Annotated in this window: 20 protein-coding genes; 14 read left to right on the forward strand and 6 right to left on the reverse strand. The window is 44.5% G+C overall.

Going from position 1 to position 21,998, the window contains the following annotated elements; translation table 11 throughout:
* Positions 1 to 30: 30 nt before the first annotated feature.
* The 4 genes from JOD03_RS05635 to putP form a co-directional block, all read right to left on the reverse strand.
* Positions 31 to 630, reverse strand: coding sequence for a response regulator transcription factor (locus JOD03_RS05635; RefSeq protein ID WP_204589868.1), 600 nt, complete (start codon positions 628 to 630; stop codon positions 31 to 33).
* Between the two features lie 5 nt (positions 631 to 635).
* The gene (locus tag JOD03_RS05640) at positions 636 to 1,757 is read right to left on the reverse strand and encodes a sensor histidine kinase (protein WP_204589869.1); all 1,122 of its coding nucleotides are present in this window, start codon (positions 1,755 to 1,757) and stop codon (positions 636 to 638) included.
* A 100-nt stretch (positions 1,758 to 1,857) separates the two neighbouring features.
* Positions 1,858 to 2,883 carry a Delta(5) desaturase DesA gene (desA, locus tag JOD03_RS05645; RefSeq protein ID WP_204589870.1) on the reverse strand — a complete coding sequence of 342 codons (1,026 nt, stop codon included), beginning with the start codon at positions 2,881 to 2,883 and terminating at the stop codon, positions 1,858 to 1,860.
* Between the two features lie 133 nt (positions 2,884 to 3,016).
* Positions 3,017 to 4,507, reverse strand: a complete 1,491-nt coding sequence (gene putP / locus JOD03_RS05650; RefSeq protein ID WP_204589871.1) for a sodium/proline symporter PutP — start codon at positions 4,505 to 4,507, stop codon at positions 3,017 to 3,019.
* A gap of 124 nt (positions 4,508 to 4,631) precedes the next feature.
* Here putP and JOD03_RS05655 point away from each other — a divergent pair, with 124 nt between their 5' ends.
* From JOD03_RS05655 to JOD03_RS05680, 6 genes are all read left to right on the forward strand, one after another.
* Positions 4,632 to 5,777, forward strand: a complete 1,146-nt coding sequence (locus tag JOD03_RS05655) for an exonuclease SbcCD subunit D (protein WP_204589872.1) — start codon at positions 4,632 to 4,634, stop codon at positions 5,775 to 5,777.
* Positions 5,777 to 8,824, forward strand: coding sequence for an AAA family ATPase (locus tag JOD03_RS05660; protein ID WP_204589873.1), 3,048 nt, complete (start codon positions 5,777 to 5,779; stop codon positions 8,822 to 8,824). The genes JOD03_RS05655 and JOD03_RS05660 overlap by 1 nt, the downstream gene beginning before the upstream one ends.
* A 7-nt stretch (positions 8,825 to 8,831) precedes the next feature.
* Positions 8,832 to 9,287, forward strand: coding sequence for a YaiI/YqxD family protein (locus JOD03_RS05665; RefSeq protein ID WP_204589874.1), 456 nt, complete (start codon positions 8,832 to 8,834; stop codon positions 9,285 to 9,287).
* A gap of 63 nt (positions 9,288 to 9,350) precedes the next feature.
* Positions 9,351 to 10,307 carry an oxygen-dependent tRNA uridine(34) hydroxylase TrhO gene (gene trhO / locus JOD03_RS05670; protein WP_204589875.1) on the forward strand — a complete coding sequence of 319 codons (957 nt, stop codon included), beginning with the start codon at positions 9,351 to 9,353 and terminating at the stop codon, positions 10,305 to 10,307.
* 180 nt (positions 10,308 to 10,487) lie between these two features.
* Positions 10,488 to 10,841, forward strand: coding sequence for a hypothetical protein (locus tag JOD03_RS05675; protein WP_204589876.1), 354 nt, complete (start codon positions 10,488 to 10,490; stop codon positions 10,839 to 10,841).
* Positions 10,842 to 10,956: 115 nt separating this feature from the next.
* Positions 10,957 to 11,250, forward strand: a complete 294-nt coding sequence (locus JOD03_RS05680; protein ID WP_204589877.1) for a hypothetical protein — start codon at positions 10,957 to 10,959, stop codon at positions 11,248 to 11,250.
* A gap of 365 nt (positions 11,251 to 11,615) precedes the next feature.
* Here the strand turns inward: JOD03_RS05680 and JOD03_RS05685 are convergent, their stop codons facing one another.
* Complete coding sequence (locus tag JOD03_RS05685) at positions 11,616 to 12,050, reverse strand: peptidylprolyl isomerase (protein WP_204589878.1); 435 nt, start codon at positions 12,048 to 12,050, stop codon at positions 11,616 to 11,618.
* A gap of 77 nt (positions 12,051 to 12,127) precedes the next feature.
* Here JOD03_RS05685 and JOD03_RS05690 point away from each other — a divergent pair, with 77 nt between their 5' ends.
* Both JOD03_RS05690 and nhaC read left to right on the forward strand, forming a co-directional pair.
* A complete protein-coding gene (locus JOD03_RS05690; protein WP_204589879.1) occupies positions 12,128 to 13,225 on the forward strand; it encodes an amidohydrolase in 1,098 nt (365 codons plus the stop codon).
* Between the two features lie 129 nt (positions 13,226 to 13,354).
* Positions 13,355 to 14,767 carry a Na+/H+ antiporter NhaC gene (nhaC, locus tag JOD03_RS05695; protein ID WP_204589880.1) on the forward strand — a complete coding sequence of 471 codons (1,413 nt, stop codon included), beginning with the start codon at positions 13,355 to 13,357 and terminating at the stop codon, positions 14,765 to 14,767.
* A gap of 34 nt (positions 14,768 to 14,801) precedes the next feature.
* Here the strand turns inward: nhaC and JOD03_RS05700 are convergent, their stop codons facing one another.
* Positions 14,802 to 16,028, reverse strand: a complete 1,227-nt coding sequence (locus JOD03_RS05700) for a hypothetical protein (protein ID WP_204589881.1) — start codon at positions 16,026 to 16,028, stop codon at positions 14,802 to 14,804.
* An 82-nt stretch (positions 16,029 to 16,110) separates the two neighbouring features.
* Between JOD03_RS05700 and JOD03_RS05705 the strand changes: the two genes are divergently transcribed.
* The 6 genes from JOD03_RS05705 to JOD03_RS05730 all read left to right on the forward strand — a co-directional run bounded on the left by JOD03_RS05705 (position 16,111) and on the right by JOD03_RS05730 (position 21,997).
* A complete protein-coding gene (locus JOD03_RS05705; RefSeq protein ID WP_204589882.1) occupies positions 16,111 to 17,226 on the forward strand; it encodes a mandelate racemase/muconate lactonizing enzyme family protein in 1,116 nt (371 codons plus the stop codon).
* 35 nt (positions 17,227 to 17,261) lie between these two features.
* Positions 17,262 to 17,897, forward strand: a complete 636-nt coding sequence (locus JOD03_RS05710) for a hypothetical protein (RefSeq protein WP_204589883.1) — start codon at positions 17,262 to 17,264, stop codon at positions 17,895 to 17,897.
* A 46-nt stretch (positions 17,898 to 17,943) separates the two neighbouring features.
* The gene (locus JOD03_RS05715) at positions 17,944 to 19,824 is read left to right on the forward strand and encodes a putative bifunctional diguanylate cyclase/phosphodiesterase (protein WP_204589884.1); all 1,881 of its coding nucleotides are present in this window, start codon (positions 17,944 to 17,946) and stop codon (positions 19,822 to 19,824) included.
* Between the two features lie 87 nt (positions 19,825 to 19,911).
* Positions 19,912 to 20,715 carry a squalene/phytoene synthase family protein gene (locus JOD03_RS05720; RefSeq protein WP_420837247.1) on the forward strand — a complete coding sequence of 268 codons (804 nt, stop codon included), beginning with the start codon at positions 19,912 to 19,914 and terminating at the stop codon, positions 20,713 to 20,715.
* On the forward strand, positions 20,712 to 20,912 hold the full coding sequence (locus JOD03_RS05725; protein WP_204589885.1) for a hypothetical protein: 201 nt from the start codon (positions 20,712 to 20,714) through the stop codon (positions 20,910 to 20,912). The genes JOD03_RS05720 and JOD03_RS05725 overlap by 4 nt, the downstream gene beginning before the upstream one ends.
* Positions 20,913 to 20,917: 5 nt before the next feature.
* A complete protein-coding gene (locus JOD03_RS05730; RefSeq protein ID WP_204589886.1) occupies positions 20,918 to 21,997 on the forward strand; it encodes an AI-2E family transporter in 1,080 nt (359 codons plus the stop codon).
* Position 21,998: the final 1 nt, after the last annotated feature.

Here is a 21,998-nt window from a genome sequence, read left to right on the forward strand (position 1 = left end):
TCTATAATTCTTTGTTTTTCATCGCCCACCTCATTTGAACCAGCCTTTTTCTTTTGCACGGGACAGGGCTTCGATTCGGTTGTTGACTTGCAATTTATCGAGGATGACAGATATATAGTTGCGTACAGTTCCGGAAGATAAGAAAAGTACTGAGGAGATTTCTTTTGAACTTTTTCCTTCTGCCATCAGTTCCATAATTTGAAGCTCGCGCTCGGTCAAAGGGTTTGGCGCATCGAAAGCAAGCTCCATCAGTTCTGGAGAATACATCTTGCGGCCGCTTAGGATAGAACGGATTGCGTAGGCGAGCTCTTCACTCGGGCTATCTTTGATCAAATACCCGTCGACATCCGCTTGTCGGGCTTTTTCAAAATAGCCAGAGCGAGCAAACGTTGTCAAAATGAGGACTTTGCATGAATGGCCTTTCAACTTCTCTGCGAGCTCTAGGCCGGTCATTTTCGGCATTTCAATATCTGTGATACAAATGTCTGGAGAAAGGTCTTGAACGAGCTGTAAGGCCTCTTCTCCGTCGCGTGCAAGGCCAACGACCTCCATATCTTCTTCAAGCTCAAGCAGGGAGCCCAATGCGCCTAAGAGCATACGCTGATCTTCGGCTAATACAATTCGAATCATACTCTCTACTCCTTCCGTGGGGCAACATGTGGAACAGCAATTGTGAGACGTGTTCCGTGATGAAGTTCAATCGTTAATGAGCCGTTTACGAATTCAATTCGTTCTCGCATACCAGCGAGACCATTGCCTTCTGTAAAACGTTCTCTATCACCGCTACCTACACCATCATCTTCAATCTGCAGGACGGTCAGTTGTGAGGAGCTGTTTAAAACTACACGACAATAGGTCGCTTGACTGTGCTTGACCACGTTTGTCACGGCTTCTTTTAAACACATACTTAAGATAGACTCCATCAATAGGGGTAAATTTTCATGGACGCGTCCACCTTCTCGGATGAGCTGGATATCTGCGGCTTCGAGCAGTTGCGCGGCAGCTTCAACTTCATCTTCAAAGTGGATGGTGCGGATTGTGGAAACGAGCTCACGTACTTCTTTTAATGCAAGACGCGCAGTTTGATGCACTTCTTTTAATTCTTTTTTCGCGCGGTCGGGATCTTTATCTATCAATTTTGAAGCCAGCTCACTTTTAAGACCAATCAGAGAAAGTTTTTGACCAAGCGTATCGTGAAGGTCTCGGGCGATCCGTTGACGTTCCTCGACTACACTCATATGGGCGATTTGTTCATGTGCAGTTTCAAGTTCTCCCGTAAGATAGTCTTGCCGTGCTTTTGAAAACGTCGCAAATGGCAACAAGACGATTCCAATTAATGTAATGATAACAAAAGGCAAGTAGGACATAAAGACATCAAATTCTAAAAAGAAGCCAAACACGACGCTAAGCGTTACGATTAAAACATGAATCCCGTAGAGAATAAAAAATCTTGTCTTGCTTTCGATAAAGCCGATAAAGAAGGACAAGAAGATACTCAAATAGACGTACCCGAACAACAAGGTCATCGCGGCGGCTATTGCCATTTCCAAAAAAACAGCTATGTAAAAGAGTGTGCCTTTTAAAAAAAACGTAAATCGGTACAACAAGAAAAACAGACCAAGTAGACTTAGGCCTAAAACGATTTCTTCCCAGCCTGTCGAGCGAAACAGGAAGAAGAAAGGCAAGACGCAAAACACGATCCAGGCGTAGAGACTGAGCCATGGGGACCGAGGGAATAGCTGATACCATTTGGGCATGATTCGGACCTCCAACTAAAAATTGCCTGGCCAGAGAGCGGCCAGGCAAGCAATTCTCTGCTTCCTCTAGTATACGTTTTGCTTCTTGGGAGGGAAAGGCTTAGCTCTTTACCCCTGAAGTGGAAGTGCGTAGTTGACGTTGCTTCCAGTCTTTGAACGAAATGAATGTTTTTGCTGCTTCGTCATAGAGACGGAACTTTAAAGATGTCAAACTAGTTGCCAAAGTGATTGTTGTCGCTTTGTGTAGAGGTGGAGTCTTTTCATGCGCTTCTTCAAGTAAGTAGTTCGGGACACGCGGGCTTAAGTGATGCACATGGTGGTACCCAATATTTCCTGTCAGCCACTGAAGGACTTTCGGTAGTTGGTAGAACGAGCTTCCGTCTACAGCTGCTTTGACGTAATCCCACTCTGACTCTTCTTCGAAATACGAATCTTCGAATTGATGCTGGACGTAGAATAACCAGATACCAAGAACTCCAGCAACATAAACTGTTGTACCTTGGATAATCGCGAACTCTTTCCAGCCTAATAAGAAACCAGCTAGTGTGTAAAGAATAACCACACTTAGTGTGATGAAGTGTGTGTTCCAACGCTCTTTTGGACGTGCATCCTTACGGTTGATACGGCTTGATACTAAGAATAAGTAAAGGGGTCCAATCCCAAACATGACGATTGGATTGCGGTAAAGACGATACGCTAAACGCAAACCTGGAGAGGCTGCAGTATACTCTTCAACTGTCATGACCCACATATCGCCAGTGCCTCGTTTGTCTAGGTTACTGCTCGTTGCGTGGTGAATCGAGTGCTCGCGTTTCCATTTCTCATAAGCAAATAGAGTCAAAATTCCTGTGATATTTCCCATGATGTTGTTGGCTTTTTTGTTTTTAAAGAATGATCCGTGTGTACAGTCGTGGAAGATGATGAATGTACGTACCATGAATCCTGCTGCGATGACTGCAAGTCCAAGGCTTAGCCAGATTGATACGTCGAACGCCATATAAGCAAGTGCCCATACTAAAAAGAGGGGCGGAATTGTGTTTAGGACCTGTGTAACACTTTTGCGAAGCTGTGATTTTTCAAAGGGAGCGACTTGTTTGCGTAGCTCACGAATGCGTTGCTTATCCATGTGAAGCCTCCTGGTCGTAATGTAGTACTCTAAGTTTACGAAAGATTAGGACCAGATAGTAGAAACAGATGTAAGCAAAGCAAGGTGACAGTTGTCATAAAAAAATCTCCGCCGAGGCGGAGATTAAGAACAATTATTTATTTTCGTTGATTAAACGGTTTGTTTCATCAAACTCACGTTCAATCTCTAGGTTTGGTTTATACGTTAAGATACTTACTATGATTGCAACAAGTAAGCTTAGGATGAAACCAGGGACAATTTCATACATGGCGTCTTTCAAGACAGGTACGTTTGCCCAAATGATAACAACAATTGCACCAATAAGCATCCCTGCTAATGCACCTTCAGACGTCAGCTTTTTCCAGTAAAGAGAAAGTAGGATGACTGGACCGAATGAAGCACCGAATCCTGCCCATGCAAACTCAACTAAACCTAAAATTGTTTCATTTTGTTCCCAAGCAAGAGCTCCGGCAACAAGTGCTACTAGAAGAACAGCGATACGTCCAAGTAAGACGTATGTTTTATCCTCTGCATCTGATTTCACAACTTTTTTATATAAGTCTTCAACTAAAGCTGAAGACGTCACAATCAATTGAGATGAAATTGTGCTCATGATTGCCGCTAAAATTGCCGCTAGCATAAGCCCAGCGATGAATGGATGGAATACAGCTTGTCCGAGGACGATGAAAACTGTTTCAGCAGTCGTCTCTGTTAGAGGTGTTTGCCCAGCTTGGTTGAAGTAAGCAACCCCAACTAATGCTGTAGAAATCGCACCTAGTAAGCTGAAAATCATCCAACCAATTCCAATGCGACGAGCAGATTTTGCTTCACGCACAGATTTGATAGCCATGAAACGTACGATAATGTGTGGCTGTCCAAAATAACCAAGACCCCAAGCGGCTGTTGAAATAATGCCAAGTACAGTTGTACCTGCAAATAAGCTAAAGTGGTTTGGTTCTACAGCTTGAATCGCATCTACAGTTTCGCTAAATCCACCGAGTGCAATTACACCAATAGATGGTACCAAAATCAAAGCTATAAACATCATAAGACCTTGCAAGAAGTCCGTGTAACTTACAGCTAGAAATCCACCGAACAATGTGTACGCGACTACAACAGCCGATACAATCAGAAGTCCTGTGTGGTAATCGAGACCAAATGAACTGTCGAAGAATTTCCCACCAGCTACCATTCCAGACGATACATAGAACGTAAAGAATAGTAAAATGATGATACCTGACGCAATTCGAATAAGAGAAGATTTACCTTTTAGACGGTTATCCAAGTAACTTGGGATAGTGATAGCGTTACTTGATACTTCTGTATAGACACGCAGGCGAGGGGCTACATACACCCAGTTTAAATAAGCTCCGATTGTAAGTCCGATGGCAATCCAAGCACTTGTTAAACCAGATAGATAGATTGCTCCTGGTAGACCCATGAGCAACCAAGCGGACATATCTGCTGCCCCGGCACTTAATGCAGTTACTGCTGGACCAAGATCACGTCCACCTAACATATAGTCATTTAAGTTTGTTGTTTTGCGGTAAGCGTAGTAACCAATAGCAAGCATGGCAATCATATAAATGATAATGGCAATAATTTGATAAGTTTCTGCTGACATGATAATACCCTCCTTTTCAAATTTCATAGTAACAAGTATAGTGCATTCTGTATAGAGCATTTTGACTATTATAGTCATATAGGAAATAACCCGATAAAATCTACCTGACAGAAGGAGACATGATATGAAAATTTTACATACAGCCGATTGGCATTTAGGTAAATGGTTACAGGGAATATCATTACTTGATGATCAGCGCCACATGTTGTGGAAGTTGTTAGAAGTTATCGACGAAGAACAACCGGACGTCATTGTACTGGCGGGTGACATTTATGACCGAGCAATTCCTCCTGTAGAAGCGATTCAGCTCTTTGGAGAGTGGTTGCAGGAAGTCATTGAGGTGCGTAAAATCCCTTTCTTAGCAATTACGGGTAACCATGATAGTCCGGGGCGTGTCCATTTCGGTTCGGCATTTATGAAATCGACGGGGCTGCATCTTGCTGGAGACTGGCTGCCCGGAAATCATATCGTCCGTCTTGAAGACGAAGCAGGACCAGTAGACTTTCACCTCGTTCCGTATATGGACCCCGCGCAAGTCAAATTTCGTTTGCAGCAAGAACAATCAATGAGCCATCAACAAGCGATGGAGAATATCCTGGAGACATGTCTGCCGCTAGATAAAAATGTACGGCATGTATTTGTCGGTCATGCGTTTGTCACGCCATACGGAGAGCCGGAAGACAACACGAGTGAAGCGGAGCGACCCCTCGCAATCGGCGGGGCGGAATATGTCTCTGCTCAACTGTTCCATGACTTCAACTACACTGCTCTCGGACATCTTCATCGTGCCCATCATTGTGGGACGGATCATGTACGCTTTGCCGGAAGTCCGATGACCTATGCCATCTCAGAAGCAGGAACCGATAAAGGTGTTTTGCTCGTGGACTTAGCAGCAGATGGAAAAGTGGACGTCTCGTTTCATGCCCTCGAACCGCGTAGAAAAATGCGTCGGATTGAAGGGAACTTACAGGAGGTATTGCAACATGAAGTCAGTGAGGACTATGTCATCGTTAAATTACTCGACGACGGGCCTATCCTTTCCCCGATGGAGCAACTACGCACGGTGTACCCGAACACGCTTCATGTCGAACGCCAATTGGTGGCGATGGATGCTAAACCGTCTGTTGCACTTGCTGAACGAAAGCAGTTAAGTGAAAAAGCGTTGTTCACAGCGTTTCTTCATGAACTGGCGAGTGAAGAGCCGGATGAAGATACAATGGCTCTCTTTCAAGAGGCATGGCACCATGCAGAACAGGAGGGCGACAACTGATGCGACCACTTCATTTAAAAATGACCGCTTTTGGTCCTTACCGCGAACAAGAGACAATTGAATTTTCGGAGCTAGGCGGGCATACATTATTTGTGATTGCAGGTCCAACTGGTGCTGGGAAGACGAGCATTTTTGATGCGCTGTCTTTTGCGTTGTTTGGTACAGGAAGCGGGGAAGACCGACAAGATACGCGCATGTTACGTAGTGACTTTGCACCAGATGATTTGCATACAGCAGTTGAGCTAACGTTCGAAATCCGTGGACGCACCATTCGGATTTATCGGCAAATGGCTCATATCAAAGCTGGAAACAAGACAGCGACTGGTGAGAAATATGAACTTGTCGAAATTACAGAAGAAGGTGAAATTCCTCTTGTCGAGCGGTATACGATTCGGGAAATCAATGCAAAACTGATGGAACTTGTGGGGATGACAGCCGATCAGTTCCACCAAATCGTCATGCTCCCTCAAGGAGAGTTCCGCAAGTTCTTGACGTCGTCCACCGATCAAAAAGAAGTGATTTTACGGAAACTCTTCCGAACAGAACGTTTTCAAAAGATGACCGATTACTTGCGGGAGAAGCGACAGCATCTCGTGGACGTATCTGCACAGCACCGCGCTGTTCAAAGTACACTCGTCAGTCAAGCAGCAGGTTTGTTCCCAGAAGAACCTATATTTATGCAGCAAGAAGTGAACTTGTATCAAATCGAGACCGCTTTGCAAAAAGGAATGGATGAGACGACTGCGCAACACGCCACTTCCAGACAGCAAGAAGAAAACGCATGGAACCTGTTTCAGTCGGAACAAAAAAAGCTTCAACAGCTTGAATGGTTGGCTGCTAAACAAGCGAGACTTCAGGACCTTTTAAAGAAGCACGAGACACTTACGAACCAACAACCGCTCATGAAGAAAGTACAAGTGCGTATCGAAGCAGCTGTGCGTGCCGCCGCCATTTCGCATATTCATGGGATGAAACAAAAAGCTTCTAAAGAGTTGTTGGAAAAACGTACACATGTTGAAACTCTTCGCCAGAAGCTTGCACAGACAACGGACACCTTTACAAAGCTGGAAGAAGAATTTCAGGAGTTAAAAAACCAAGAACCAGCACGTCAGGCTTTGCGCCAACAAATCGAGCGATTAAATGAACGGATAGGGCAGCTTGAAAAGCTTGAACACCTCATGAAACAAGAACAAGAACTCGCCACCACTGTTTCGGAAAAACAGGCAGAACACAAGAAGCTTCAACAGACTGTCGAGCACAAAGAGCAGCGACTACAGCATTTGCTGGATCAGTACCAAGAGCTGCACAGCGAGAGTAATGCATTACCGGAAGTGAAAGCAGCGTACCAGTCTCTCGGTGAACAGATTCGATTGGTCGACCGGTACAATGAACAAATGATGGAACGAAAAGCAGCCCAAGAAAAGGTAGAGCGTGCGACCGCAGCTAAACAACAAGCCCATCACGACTGGCAAGCCTTTCAAGCAGAGCAAGCTAACCAACTTGCACTGCAGCTTGTGGGACACCTTCATGATGGAAAAGCCTGCCCAGTATGCGGATCTATAGAGCATCCGGACCCGGCTCGGCCAACCACTAATACGGGGAACGGTGATGGACGCGCCCTCGAGCAAAAGCTAGAACAAGCTAAAGCACAAGAGCTACGCTTTACTTTAGAGATGGAACGGCTTGACCAAGATCTTACCAATTTTCAAGCCAACCATTCCGAACTCGTTGATAGTCGGGAACAGGTAGTACTAGAGCAGGAACAAAAAGCGCAACAGATTCAAGTGCTTGAAAACAAGCGCCAACAAGCAGAGGCCTGCATCAAAGAAGGCAAGCCACTTCGTCAAGAAGTAAATGACTTAAAAAAGGCGCTTCCTGAAAAAGAACACCAACTGGCAACCGTCATGCAACAGTGGCAGCAGTTACAAGGCCAACTAGTGGCGCTCCAAGAGTCACAGGACGGGGCATCCCTTCAGGAGACGAAACAACTGTCTGCTTCTAAAATAGCGGAACTGAATGAACAATTGACACGTTGGCAGCAAACGGAGCGGACTTATGGGGAAGTGCGTGATGCCTATCAGTCTCTGACCCAACAAGTGAGCTGGGAGACCGAGCAACTCAAGCGTGTTGAAGCGGAATGCACGCAACTTGAAACAGACTGGGAGCAAGCCCTTGCCGAGCAACACTTCCAGACAGAGGACGACTACCGACAGGCTGTCCTGCCAACTGGAGATATTTCACGTTACCAGAAGGAGCTTCGGGACTATGAACAACAAGTGCAACAAGTCACAACCGAACGTCAACTATTAGAGAACGAACTGGAAGGATACAAAGAAGACGGCTCGCTCGAAGTACAGAAAGGCTTGGTGAGCCAAGTCAAAACGCAGTGGGAAACGTACAAACAGGAGACGCAACAACTAGCGAACAAGCTACAAACGGCGAATCGCCTCGTTGTTCAGTTCGTTGAATTGAAAGAGAGAGTCGGGGATACAGAGAACAAACTTGCGACAACCACAGCCCTATACGATGCACTCCGGGGACAAAACGCAAAGAAGCTTTCATTTGAGCGCTATATGTTGGTTGCCTACTTGGAGCAGATTACAGAAGCAGCCAATCAGCGTCTAGAGTCACTTTCCGGTGGGCAATTCCGTTTGGTCCGTAGCGAGAGACAAGAAAGTCACGGCAAGCAAAGTGGTCTGCAACTCGATGTCTATGACGGATATACGGGCCAGTTCCGTGATGTCAAAAGCTTGTCAGGTGGCGAAAAGTTCCATGCTTCCCTTAGCCTCGCACTTGGTATGGCGGACGTTATGCAAGAGATGAACGGTGGTATTCAAATCGATACGATGTTTATCGATGAAGGCTTTGGTTCACTTGATGAAGAATCGCTTCAAAAAGCAATCGATGCACTGGTACAACTGCAACGAACCGGCCGTTTGATTGGTGTCATTTCACACGTCAAAGAATTACAAGCGGCCATTCCAGCCAAACTGAAAGTCCACAAGTCTGCGAGTGGGACGAGTTCTACTCGCTTTGAAATAAGCTAGGGGGAAAATGATGCGAATTATTGTAGATGCAGACGGATGCCCCGTCGTTTCAGAAGTCATTGAAAGTGGGCAAAAACTTTCTCTACCGGTTCTCTTGATTTGTGACACAGCACACGTCATGGAACGAGAAGGAGCCGAGACGCTTACTGTTTTAAAAGGGGCGGATGCCGTCGACTTTGTACTAGTGAATCAAATGAACAAAGGAGATGTCGTCGTCACCCAGGATTACGGGCTTGCAGCGATGGTGCTAGCACGGGGTGGCTATGTCATGGATCAAAATGGGCATGAATACACGAATGACAACATCTTGGGTATGCTCGAAAGACGACATGTCGCGAAAAAGATTCGCCAAGCAGGCGGGCGAATGAAAGGGCCGAAAAAACGGTCTAAAGAAGCCAACGCACATTTTCAACAAAATTTTGAACACTTGCTTTTGCGCTTACAAAATGAGGAATACATCTAGAAATTTTGATAAACCTTTGGTATACTGTTTTGATGAATAAAACTAAAGGTGGAACAAGCTAACATGAAAGAGTATCGTGTATTACTTTATTATAAATATGTCGCAATCGAAGACCCGGAAACATTTGCAGCAGAACATTTGGCTGCGTGTAAGGAAATCGGATTAAAAGGACGCATCCTCGTGTCGCATGAAGGAATCAATGGAACGTGTTCAGGAACAATTGAACAAACCGACGCCTACATGGATATGATGAACAACGATGAGCGCTTCAAAGACATCATGTGGAAGATGGATGACGCAGATGAGCATGCCTTCAAAAAAATGCATGTTCGTGCGAAAAATGAAATCGTTCACCTCGGCCTTGAAGAGGACATCAATCCAAATGAATTAACAGGCACGTATCTGTCGCCTAAAGAATTCTTCGAGCAGATGCAACAAGAAGATACGATTGTATTAGATGCACGCAATGATTACGAATATGACCTTGGTCACTTCCGTGGTTCTGTGCGTCCGGACATTCGCAATTTCCGCGACTTGCCACAATGGATCAAAGACAATAAAGACAAATTAGAAGGTAAAAAGATCCTTACGTATTGCACAGGCGGAATTCGTTGTGAAAAATTCTCTGGCTGGTTGAAACGTGAAGGGTTTGAAGATGTGGGTCAATTGCACGGTGGAATTCACACATACGGGACAGATCCAGAGGTGAAAGGACAGCTTTGGGATGGTCAAATGTACGTATTTGATAACCGTATTGCTGTACCGATCAACCGCGTCGAGCATGTAATCGTCGGGAAGGACCACTTTGACGGAACGCCATGTGAACGCTACGTAAACTGTGCGAACCCAGAGTGTAATGACAAGATTTTAACTTCAGAAGAAAACGAACACAAATACATGCGTTCTTGTTCACACGAGTGCCGTACGCATCCACGCAACCGCTATGTCGTCGAGCACAACATGACACCGGAGCAAGTGGAAGAGCGTTTAGCAGCAATTGAAACAGCAGACGTAAACTAATACTGCTTAGGAAGCCCCTCTTATTTGGAGGGGTTTTTCTTATAACCTAATTTATACCGAATTGTCAGAAAAGTGGCTTATTATACACAAGTGTTTGATAAATTGCAAATGCGGATATAATAAGAGTGCTAAGCAGGAATAGACCCTCCGCAACATAAGGGTCTGGCAGGAGTGAACGCAATGGAGAAAATCGGATTTTTTATTCAAAATTTTATGGAAGTGCTAATGGATCAAGCGGCAATTGTAGACCCGGACGGCACGATACTATACACAAATCCTGAATGGGATCTTTACCACTTAAATCAAGTGGAAACAGCGCCGCTATTTACTGGAGAGAATATCTTTACATTGACAACATCACGGCAAGTGGAGGAATTATCAGTAGGGTTAGAAGGTCTGAAACAGCGCAAGATTGATGAAGTGAGGATTGACCTCGATTCTGCACACCAACTGATTGCACGACGTTGTCTACTAGACTCAGACAAGGAAGGATTTGTACTTTTCAACCGTGAACACACATCATATCCAAATTAATCGAACCTAGCTCTTTCTCATGAATTCATTCATGCTGAGGGAGCTATTTTTATTTTCTTAAAAATAGTAAATATGTTGGAAATCATCGTATAATGAGACAAAAGGAGGGGGGATTATGGATCAAGTGTTGCTCGACTCTTTTCAAGAGAACCTGGCGCTTATACACCCAGACGGCAAGATTTATGCGACAAATTTGGCATGGAAAAAATTTGCTCTAGAAAATGGTGCGGACCCTTCTTATTCTGATATTGATCGCAACTACATAGAATTATTGGAAATAGCTGACTCATTCGAAGAGATAGCGGGTATTCAAGCAGTCCTGGACGGAAAACTATCTATGTATGAGTCAGGGTATGAATGTCCAGCTCCAACAGAAGAACGCTGGTATTTGATGCGTGTCGTTTTTTAGGTACCTGTCCCACAAACTATTCTGATATTCATGACTATTCACTAAGTATGCATTGTGAACCCGCATTCCTGCGTTGATTTCTACATTTTCATAAATTGTGTTGGAATTGTGCGGGTACCAGGTACCTTTTGGAAGTTGATTCCAATTATTCACAAACGACTACTTAGCTAACAAAAAAACTCCGACACACACCAAATCGGTGTATGCCGGAGTTTCTAGAGTGGCGTTCTCCACATCTAAATGGAATCGAGTTGCGCCTCCTAGAAATCCCGCAAACTACCATCGCGTTCTATGAAGCAAAAAGCGCTTCACAGCCCACGCTGGTAGTTCGCACAATTTCTGAACAGTCGGCTCCACATCTAAAATTAAGCGTGAACGCGTACTTCTTTCATTTTGTCGCCATTCGACATATTGCGTGCAACATCCACGCCAGACGTTAATTTGCCGAACACTGTGTGGACGCCATCTAAGTGTGGTTGTGACTCATGCACGATGAAGAATTGGCTTGACCCTGTATCACGGCCAGCGTGTGCCATAGAAAGGCTGCCTGGCTCATGCTTATGTGGGTTGCCTTCTGTTTCACATTTAATTGTTTTGCCGCTGCCGCCCATACCTGTACCAGTTGGGTCGCCACCTTGTGAAACGAAACCTGGGATAACGCGGTGGAAGATGACACCATCGTAGAATCCTGAGTTTGCAAGTTGTTCAAAGTTTGCTACTGTGTTTGGTGCTTCGTTTGGAAATAGTTCGAATTCTAGCTTGTCGCCAGATTCCATTAAAAAGTAACCTGTTTTCGCCATTGAAAAGTCCTCCATTTCAAATTATCATCAGTACTAGTATAGCACGGATAGAGAGCGATACAAAAAGGGGGAGCACGATGACAAGAGTACAACAGATTTTAGAGTGGTACACACACTTTCACACACATGCTGAGGTCAGCTGGAAGGAAATCAAAACGACGAACAAGCTTGCGCAGATCATGGACGAGCTTGGTGTTCGCTATCAAACCTTCGACGATGTGACAGGACTTGTTGCAGAAATCGGCCAGGGGGAGGAGGTCATTGCTATCCGAGCGGACATCGATGCTTTGTGGCAGGAAGTAAACGGCGCCTATCAAGCCAATCATTCCTGTGGTCACGATGCTAATATGGCGATGGTGCTGGGTGCGCTCGCAGAACTCAAAGATGAAGACTTCCAAAAAACAATCCGGTTCATTTTCCAGCCGGCAGAAGAAAAAGGGAACGGAGCGAATGCGATGATCGATCGCGGTGCTGTAGACGGCGTAACGCATCTTTTTGGTGTGCACTTGCGACCTGCAGAAGAGCTAGACTTCGGTAAGTTTTCACCAGCCATCCATCATGGGGCCGCGATGTTCTTGAAAGGAAAGATACATGGTGTGGATGCGCACGGTGCACGACCGCATCAAGGGAAAAATGCGATTGATGTCATCGTAGCGATTCATCAGATGCTGAATACGATTTACTATTCTCCATTCGAGGCGTACTCTGTAAAACTGACAAATATTCATGCCGGTGGAGAGAGTTTAAACATCATTCCAGGGCAAGCATCTTTCGCTATTGATGCGAGGGCACAAAAAAATGAGGTGCTGCATCAGATGAAAGAGCAACTCGAGCGCAAGTTACGTGCAGTCGGACAACAATTTGACGTGACGATTGACTGGGAATGGCAAGACATTACACCAGGAGCAGAGGTCGCAGATGAAGCAGCTAATCTAGCGCGCGAAGGAATACTTGACTCAGTTGGAGACGAGGCCTTAGAACCAGAAGTCCACACGTCGGGAAGCGACGATTTCCATTGCTATACGGTGCGACGCCCTGACTTGAAAGCAGCTATGATTGGTGTGGGTGCTGGTATGACACACGGTTTGCATCATCCGGACATGTCGTTTGATACATCAATTTTACCGGAAGCTTCGCGTGTACTAGCGCAAGTCCTCCGTCACGCAACAAAATAGGGCTAGAAAGGAGGTCCCTGAATTCACGAAACAGGGACCTTTTTTCTGCATATTTATCATTGACAAAATTCTGTCACACTCGTATGATTACTCCATTACCGACATATTACCGACATAAGGGGTGTTGAAATGGAAAAACCAACAATCGAGAAAAAGGAAATGGCACTGGGATGGGCTGTTCTTCCTCTATTTCTCATGATTCTTGTGATGTTTTACACGATTGTTGTCCTCGAACAAGGACCGCATATTCCATTGATTATTGGAACATCCATAGCTGCATTAGTAGCATGGAAACATGGCTTTAAGTGGAAAGAAATCGAAGAGATGATGTATAAAGGGATTCGCTTAGCGCTCCCAGCTGTCGTCATCATTATTTTGGTAGGGCTTACAATTGGGGCTTGGATCGGTAGTGGCGTCGTTGCTACGATGATTTACTTCGGGCTGAAAATTATTTCACCGGCGTTTTTCCTTGTCACGATTACACTCATCTGTGCGGTCGTAGCGCTTGCGATCGGTAGTTCGTGGTCAACGATGGGAACGATCGGTGTAGCCGGTATGGGAATTGGTCTTAGTATGGGGATTCCTGCACCGATGATTGCAGGTGCAGTTATTTCTGGTGCTTATTTCGGAGATAAAATGTCTCCGCTTTCCGATACGACGAACTTGGCTTCTGGACTGACTGGAACTGATCTCTTTGTACATATTAGACACATGTTGTTTACAACGATTCCGGGAATTTTGATTGCTCTTGCGGTGTACTGGGTACTTGGTCAGAACTTTGCAGACGGAGCAATTGACCAACAGGCGATCAATCAAACGATTATCGAATTGAATCAGCAGTTTGATATTTCCGCTTGGTTACTCTTGATTCCTTTAGCGGTTATTGTACTGGTCGCTCTAAAAGTACCAGCTATTCCAGCGCTGATTGTTGGAATTGTGCTCGGTGTTCTCGCTCAAATTTTTGTGCAAGGTGGATCTTTAGCTGGTGCAGTTTCGGCACTGCAAGCAGGTTATGTGATTGATAGCGGGAACGAACTCGTAGATGATTTGTTCAACCGTGGTGGTCTTGATTCCATGATGTATACAGTATCCATGACGATTGTTGCGATGACGTTTGGTGGGATTCTTGAATATTCAGGAATGCTTCAATCTATCATGTCGCACATTCTTCGTCTGGCGAAATCGACCGGATCTCTTATTGCGGCTACGATTGCTGCTGCAGTCACAACGAATGCAACATGTTCTGAGCAATATATATCGATTGTTGTTCCGGCACGTATGTTTGCAGATTCATACGAAGAGAAGGGTCTCGATTCACGTAACTTGTCTCGTGCGCTTGAAGACGGTGGAACATTGACATCCGTTTTCTTCCCATGGAATACGTGTGGTGTGTTCATACTTGGAACACTAGGCGTTGGTGCATTTGAATACGCACCTTACGCAGTACTAAACTTTGTTGTTCCAGTAATTTCGATCTTGTATGCATTTACTGGATTTACAATTGTCAAAATCCAACAACAAGTCGCGGTTCAAAGCGCATAAAAAAATCCGGCCCACTAGTGGGTCGGATTTTCTCTCAACTAAGGTAATCAGGTAGTGTAAACGTGTAAATTGTACGAGGTCGTCCTTGTTGGTATGTCATTTCCTCACCGCTAGCTATAATAAGGCCATGATCTACACATTTTTTGATGATTCGTTCCGTGGAGCGACGCGTGACTTGTAAATGGTTTTCGAGATCTTGCGCTGTAAATTGATTTGACGGATGAATCGCATGGAATCTGAGAAGCTTGGATAAGTTTGCAGGACTCAGTCCCATTCGTTTGGCAAGTTGCACTTGATTCGGTTCCGTGAGCTTCAACGAAATGCGTGCGGAGGATATCGGACTGGATAAGTTCTTTTGGGCATCCATCATGAAAATTTCGCCAGGTCCACTGTAATCAAGCGCGTCTACTGCGTGTTTTGTGGCAGAAAGAATATCGAGTCCATAGCCGATTCCGGTCTGTGCTCCAGAAGTTTCAAGGTACTCACGAAACTCGGAAAGGCCGATGACATAATCGACATGCTTACGTGTCGTAATGAATTGAGCCGTATCTGCGTCGTAGGAAAACCAAGGACTTTGGAGATACTGACGAAGCATTGTTGTAAAATGTGGATCATTTCCGGAATGACGAGCAAGTAAGACCGCTGGCTCTGCTTTTTGGCTTTTGGCTAGTCGTGCAAGATACGCTGTTTGTGCAAGTGCTCGTGACAATGTGCGACGCAATTCATGCATGAACAGAGAAGGCATTCCTCTGCTTGAGAGTTCTTCATGCACCGCATGTATGCTCGTAACAGCGACTTTTGCGCGACCACTCGTTTGCGCGCGTGTGTGAAATTGAACGATTGCTGATAAAGGCATTTCCGGCGTAATTTGCAGCACGGGGCCAACAGGGTGCGAAGGAGAAATTTCTCCGATTATTTCATGAACTAGTTGTGGCTCCGTCACATCAATTGAAATTTCATCAGACGAAACTTGATAAGTCCAGCTCGCTTGTAACAGAGACGCCGTAATGACCGCTTCATCTTGGCGCATCACATAGACGGGAATACCTCGTTCTTCAATAATAGGTTTAGCGTGGTAGTACGGAAACGTTCCGGCAAAAAAGATAGCATCTACTTCACGCATCGTTTGGGCAATCTCTCTTGCGTCGGAGGCTTGTTTATACGTATAATAATAAAAGTGAACATCAGAAAATTCTGAAGATACCTCCTGAATTCTTGGAACAAATAACTCAGAACTGACAATGCCGATTGCAAATGCCATGAAAAGCCCCCTTTCTTTTTATATAACGACTATTTAACGACAACTATAAACAACCCAACTCTTTTTGTAAAGGATGATTGTTATGAAAATTACTCAAATTGACCTCTATGCTATTCGACTGCCACTCATCAGTCCGTTTATTGTGAGTTATCACACGTATGATGATATGCCATCGATTATCGTGAAAATTACTACAGATGAAGGGATTGTGGGCTACGGAGAAGCTGTTGCGGATGATCATGTGACGGGTGAATCTTGGGAGAGCACATTCGCACTTCTTCAACACTCCTTGGCACCAGCTCTGATTGGCCACAATCCGATGCACTTTGAGACGCTTCATGACAAGATGGATGCCATCGTCTATCAAGCACCTGCTGCAAAAGCTGCACTGGATATTGCGTGTTATGACGTTGTCGGTAAAAAACTAGGTGTACCCGTTTATGATTTACTAGGCGGACGTTTCCATGAACGTTTCCCTATTACACATGTGCTAAGTATCGGTGAGCCAGAAGCAATGGCACAAGAAGCTCGTGAGCGAATGGAACAAGGGTATTCCTCATTTAAAATGAAAGTGGGGCGTGATGTGACAAGTGATGTCGCGCGCATTCGTGCTGTACGTAATGAAGTGGGACCTGATATCGCCATTCGCGTAGACGTGAATCAAGGATGGGTCAATGCGTCGTCCACATTGCAAGCTATTGAACAGATGAAAGACCTAGGCATTGATTGGTTAGAGCAACCTGTAAAAGCGGATGACCTAGACGGAATGGTAGAGATCAAGTCAAAGTCTGCTATTCCATTGATGATTGATGAAGGGCTCAAATACAAGCGGGAAATGTTGCAAGTTATTAAGCTAGGCGCAGCACACAAAGCGAACATTAAACTCATGAAGTGCGGAGGGATTTATCCAGCGATGAAACTCGCGCATATGGCGGAGATGGCAGGGATTGATTGTCAGATTGGCTCGATGGTCGAGTCTTCAGTGGGGTCAGCAGCTGGTTTCCATGTGGCCTTTGCTAAAAAGATTTTCTCTAGTGTAGAACTGACTGGCCCATTAAAATTCTCAAAAGATATTGGCAATCTCCACTATGACGTTCCGTTTATTGCACTAAATGACCAAGCAGGCCTTGGCGTCGATGTAGACGAGTCGGTGCTTGAGGAGTTAACAGTACGTCACCAAACGGTCATTGCGCCATGATATCACTAGGTGATAAAAAAGGTGTTATGAGACTCTTGGGAAATCAAGATCGAGATGCACTGTATGAATTGCAAGAAAAAGTAGCGCAGTCCTTAGATGATCCGTCGAGACTGCAAAAGCTCACCACGGATGAAATAAATACGATTATTGAACAAAAGTTATTTGCAGGTGTGTGGGGATCTGAAAAATTAGTCGCAGCACGGGCCTTTTTAGTACCACCACCAAATGACCCGGAACACTTAGCACTCGATGCACACATTCCCAATGAGTTGTGGCCCCAAGTGATTTATTCTGAAATCTCATTAGTTGATCCAGACGTACAAGGATTTGGTCTACAGCGCCAGATGGGAGAGTGGTGGATGGAGCAACTTACCACTACTCCGTACCGCTACGTTTGTGCGACGGTTGCACCTTTTAATATTCCCAGTTTAAAAGACAAATTTTCACTCGGCATGCACATTATCGCATTGAAAGAAAAATACGGCGGGAAGATGCGCTATGTATTTTTAAAAGATTTCCAGAACAAAGTGGAGGAAGCCTTTTTCGAAGACATCCCGATGGCAGACATAAAACGCCAACAACAGCTGTTAAAACAAGGCTATGTTGGACTCGCACTTTTACAAAAAGATTCTGAATGGGTTGTACGCTATTCCCACTACCCAATTTCATAACAATCCGGTAAACTGAAGCTAAACGCAAAAAGGCGGTGGCAAACGAATGACGACCCGATTCTCGATGGTGATGTTTGGTCTTATTTTGTCTGTTGCTGCCTTTTTCTATTCTTTTTTTGGAGCGGATCTTCCTACGTATCACATCGCATTAGATGTTGCAGGGGCAGGGGCAATTGGAGTGGTGATTGGGTGGTTGGTGTCTTCCCGAAATCGCTTGTCAAAAGAGAAGATTCTGACCTTTTACGACTTGGAAGGTAAACAGGCCGAACTAAAAAAAGTTCAAACAGAACTGGATGCACTTTATTTTAATTCAAGTGCTTGGATTTGGAGCATAGATGTAGCGACCAAAAAACTAAAAGTATCTACAGGTATTGTGCAATTGTTTGGCTATTCAGAGGAAGAAATAGATGAAGATTACCAGATTTGGTATACCCATGCTGTAGAGGCTGACAAGCATATCGTGAAACGTCAATTTGATCGATTGTTGAGTGGCGAGCGCTCGGAAGCAGAGTGGCGTCTTCACAAAAAAGACGGATCAATTGCCCACGTTCGCTCTGTTGGAGAACCTATTAAAGATGATGCAGGGAAGGTCATACGAATTGTCGGCGTTACATTTGATTTCACGAAAGAAGTTGAACTGCAAGAAACGATGCGTCGAATTGCGATGACAGATACATTGACGCAACTACCGAATCAAGTCTTTTTTAATCGCCAGTTAGAGCAGCAATTAGAACGAGCAGAAGATGGAGAGCAAATTGCACTTCTTTATTTCAATGTAGACCGATTAAAGTTTATTAATGAAATGATGGGCTTCGAGACAGGTGATGAAGTTTTACAACTTATTGCAGAACGAATCCCTATGTATTTTGGTCAAGAGACATTGATGGCACGTTATGGTGGAGATGAATTTATTATTGCTTATCCATTCTATGACCGGGAAGCAATGGGACTGAAAATCCAACAGTTTATGGAGTCCTTTCAAAGCCCGTTCCTTGTGAAGCAAGAGGAGTTATTTGTTAGTGTAAGTATTGGGGTTGCAAGCTTCCCTGAGGATGCTACAAACGTAGATAGCTTATTATCGAAAGCAAATGCAACACTTAAGAGAGCCAAGCGAAAAGGAAAAAACAATGTGCAATACTACGTACGGGAAAATGAAGAGCTACAAAAACGACGCTTGCGTATCGAACACGATTTGAAGCGGGCGCTTGATTTTCAAGAGTTTGAGCTGTACTATCAGCCGAAAGTGTCTTTAGTCTCCAATAAAATTCAAGGCGCTGAAGCACTGATCCGTTGGCACCATCCGATACTCGGAGAAATCTCACCTGCAGAGTTTATTCCGATTGCAGAAGAATCTGGCCAAATTGTAGCGATAGGAGAATGGGTATTAAAACAGGCTATTCGCCAAGTGAGCATTTGGGATAAAGCGGGAACACCACTCCGTATAGCAGTAAACGTATCGAGCGCACAGTTAGAAGTGTCGAACTTTATGGATCGATTGGAATTGATGCTGATTGAAAGTGGCATTCCCGCAAAACTGTTAGGCATCGAATTAACGGAAGGCATGGTACAAAATATTGATGCGGCAATTCCTATTTTGTTTAAACTCCGTCAACTTGGTGTGAGGATTTACATTGATGACTTTGGGACAGGGTATTCATCGCTCGGTATTTTGAATCAGTTACCGATTGATTTTATCAAGATCGATAAGTCGTTTATTAAAGAAGTACCCGCTAACAAAGGACAAGCTACCCTAGTTAAAACAATTATTGAAATGGGTAGAAATCTTGGATTTGAATTGGTCGCAGAAGGAATTGAGCGTGAAGAGCAAGCCGAATTCTTATTGCAAAACGGGTGTACAAAAGGGCAGGGCTTTTATTTTTCGCATCCACTGCCCGTTCAACAATTTGAGCAGCGCTACCTAGGCTGACCTCTCCGTCTGGGGAGGTTTTTTGGTACAATGAAAGAGATGAAGGATATAGAACGGAGGATTCACTTGACTAGTACACGTGATGCGATGCGTGTCTTAAAAGAGACGAGCCGCACATTTTACATACCGATTACCTTTTTACAACGTGATTTGAAAAAAGCAGTTGCATCCGCTTATTTATGTATGCGGGCAATTGATGAAATTGAAGACCATGAAGAGATTCCGAAAGAGCTAAAGGCAGATATCTTGAAGAAAACCGCTGCCTTATTAGAAGGGCCGTTTGATGACGTGGCTTACCAACAAGTACTCCAACCCATTCTACCTTTGATGCCAGAAGTGACGCGCCGTCTGGGAGATTGGATCGACTACTGCCCAGCAGGTGCTCGGATGCGAATGCAACTGGCAACAGCTGAAATGGCTGAAGGTATGGCCAAATGGGCACTAAAAGAATGGAAAGTCGAAACACATGAAGATTTAGACGATTACACGTACTACGTCGCGGGTCTTGTAGGGGTCATGTTATCGGATTTATGGGAATGGGATTCCGGAATCCGCACAGACCGTGATCTTGCCATTGGTTACGGACGTGGCCTACAAGCCGTGAATATTTTGCGCAATCAAGAAGAAGATTCTGAACGTGGAGTAGGTTATTTTCCGAAAGAATGGACGCGAGCGGATATGTTTTCTTATGCAGAAGAGAACCTTGCGAAGGCGGATGCGTATATGGAGGATATCTCAAAAAGGAGTATCCGCTTGTTCTGTCAATTGCCACTGACGTTTGCGCATAAAACATTAGATGCGATGAAGTCCGGTCGCGAGAAGATGACGCGCGCTGAAGTCGAACGAACTGTGCAAGAAGTCGCAGGCGATGATTGGGAGGAGAACGCATGAAAAAAGTGAAATGGCTCGTTCCAATCATGGTTATTTCCGCATTTTTCTCCGTCTTAATCTTACGTGATCATCCGGACGTAACTTTTCAAAACAAAGTACTCATTACGATGGGTGCATCTTTAGTATCTGCAGTCATTGGCTTCATCTTATTGAAACAAGATATTGATAAAGTGGATCCAAAACCACCAAAGGAGTAGATGGAATGACAAAAAAGCTTTGGTTCCAAGTAGGCGTCGCGATTCTTTTGACGCTTCTCATTATTCGAATGGTAATAGAGGTGCAAGCGATATTCAGTCCGCTGTTTATTGTCCTTAGCACAATTTTCATACCTGCCTTATTAGGTGGCGTATTATTCTATCTGATGCGCCCGTTAGTCAAATTTTTAGAAAAGCGTAAAGTCCCTCGTTGGGGATCTATCTCGATTGTTCTGCTTTTACTTGTAGGTGCAATCTCTGCATTTGTTGCTGTAGTCGCTCCTCCACTTACAAAACAGGTGAATCAATTAGTAGAAAACGCACCTGTTATTATACGGGAAGTAGAGAATATGACGGCCTATTTGTTAGATCAACGTGATCGACTCCCTGAAAATATGCAAGACTCTATTCAAGAAGCAATTGGTCGTGTGAACGAATTTGCAGTTATGGGTGGAGCCGTACTAATCAACTTCTTCCAAAGCTTGTTCCAAGGAATCTTTATGCTTGTCTTAGTTCCGTTTTTCCTAATTTATATGTTGAAAGATCATGAACGCTTTGCACCATTTGTTGCAAAGTTCTTCAAAGGTGAGCGCAAGACATGGATTCGCAAAACGCTAGCGGACATTGATGAAACATTGAAAACATACATACAAGGTCAGTTACTTGTTAGTTTTTTAGTAGGAGTTATGCTGTACATCGGATACTTGATTATCGGCTTAGAGTACTCTCTATTGCTTGCTCTATTTGGAATGCTGACGAATGTTATTCCATTCTTAGGTCCATATTTGGCTGTTATTCCGGCTATGGTGATTGGGTTTATCCAAGACCCGATTATGGCCGTTTGGGTAGCGATCATTATGCTCGTGGCACAACAGATTGAAAGTAACTTGATTACACCGAACGTCATGGGGAAATCTTTGGACATCCACCCATTGACAGTCATCACAATTATCTTGTCTGCAGGAAGTTTAGCGGGTCTTTGGGGAATTATTTTAGCTATCCCAACTTACGCGGTTATCAAAGCAATTTTAAGTAATATTTACGCACATCGAACGGAAATACGCGACACAGCGAACAAAGACGTTTAGA

This window comes from Chryseomicrobium aureum (genome assembly GCF_016909155.1).
In the GTDB taxonomy this organism is placed as follows: domain Bacteria; phylum Bacillota; class Bacilli; order Bacillales_A; family Planococcaceae; genus Chryseomicrobium; species Chryseomicrobium aureum.

Bases quoted from the DNA above. Each gene is read 5' to 3' on its own strand.
- putP (WP_204589871.1), bottom strand. From the start codon at position 4,507: ATGTCAGCAGAAACTTATCAAATTATTGCCATTATCATTTATATGATT.
- JOD03_RS05730 (WP_204589886.1), top strand. From the start codon at position 20,918: ATGACAAAAAAGCTTTGGTTCCAAGTAGGCGTCGCGATTCTTTTGACG.
- JOD03_RS05655 (WP_204589872.1), top strand. From the start codon at position 4,632: ATGAAAATTTTACATACAGCCGATTGGCATTTAGGTAAATGGTTACAG.
- JOD03_RS05725 (WP_204589885.1), top strand. From the start codon at position 20,712: ATGAAAAAAGTGAAATGGCTCGTTCCAATCATGGTTATTTCCGCATTT.
- JOD03_RS05675 (WP_204589876.1), top strand. From the start codon at position 10,488: ATGGAGAAAATCGGATTTTTTATTCAAAATTTTATGGAAGTGCTAATG.
- JOD03_RS05665 (WP_204589874.1), top strand. From the start codon at position 8,832: ATGATGCGAATTATTGTAGATGCAGACGGATGCCCCGTCGTTTCAGAA.
- JOD03_RS05680 (WP_204589877.1), top strand. From the start codon at position 10,957: ATGGATCAAGTGTTGCTCGACTCTTTTCAAGAGAACCTGGCGCTTATA.
- JOD03_RS05685 (WP_204589878.1), bottom strand. From the start codon at position 12,050: ATGGCGAAAACAGGTTACTTTTTAATGGAATCTGGCGACAAGCTAGAA.
- JOD03_RS05640 (WP_204589869.1), bottom strand. From the start codon at position 1,757: ATGCCCAAATGGTATCAGCTATTCCCTCGGTCCCCATGGCTCAGTCTC.
- JOD03_RS05715 (WP_204589884.1), top strand. From the start codon at position 17,944: ATGACGACCCGATTCTCGATGGTGATGTTTGGTCTTATTTTGTCTGTT.
- JOD03_RS05635 (WP_204589868.1), bottom strand. From the start codon at position 630: ATGATTCGAATTGTATTAGCCGAAGATCAGCGTATGCTCTTAGGCGCA.
- JOD03_RS05660 (WP_204589873.1), top strand. From the start codon at position 5,777: ATGCGACCACTTCATTTAAAAATGACCGCTTTTGGTCCTTACCGCGAA.
- trhO (WP_204589875.1), top strand. From the start codon at position 9,351: ATGAAAGAGTATCGTGTATTACTTTATTATAAATATGTCGCAATCGAA.
- JOD03_RS05690 (WP_204589879.1), top strand. From the start codon at position 12,128: ATGACAAGAGTACAACAGATTTTAGAGTGGTACACACACTTTCACACA.
- JOD03_RS05720 (WP_420837247.1), top strand. From the start codon at position 19,912: ATGCGTGTCTTAAAAGAGACGAGCCGCACATTTTACATACCGATTACC.
- JOD03_RS05705 (WP_204589882.1), top strand. From the start codon at position 16,111: ATGAAAATTACTCAAATTGACCTCTATGCTATTCGACTGCCACTCATC.
- nhaC (WP_204589880.1), top strand. From the start codon at position 13,355: ATGGAAAAACCAACAATCGAGAAAAAGGAAATGGCACTGGGATGGGCT.
- JOD03_RS05700 (WP_204589881.1), bottom strand. From the start codon at position 16,028: ATGGCATTTGCAATCGGCATTGTCAGTTCTGAGTTATTTGTTCCAAGA.
- desA (WP_204589870.1), bottom strand. From the start codon at position 2,883: ATGGATAAGCAACGCATTCGTGAGCTACGCAAACAAGTCGCTCCCTTT.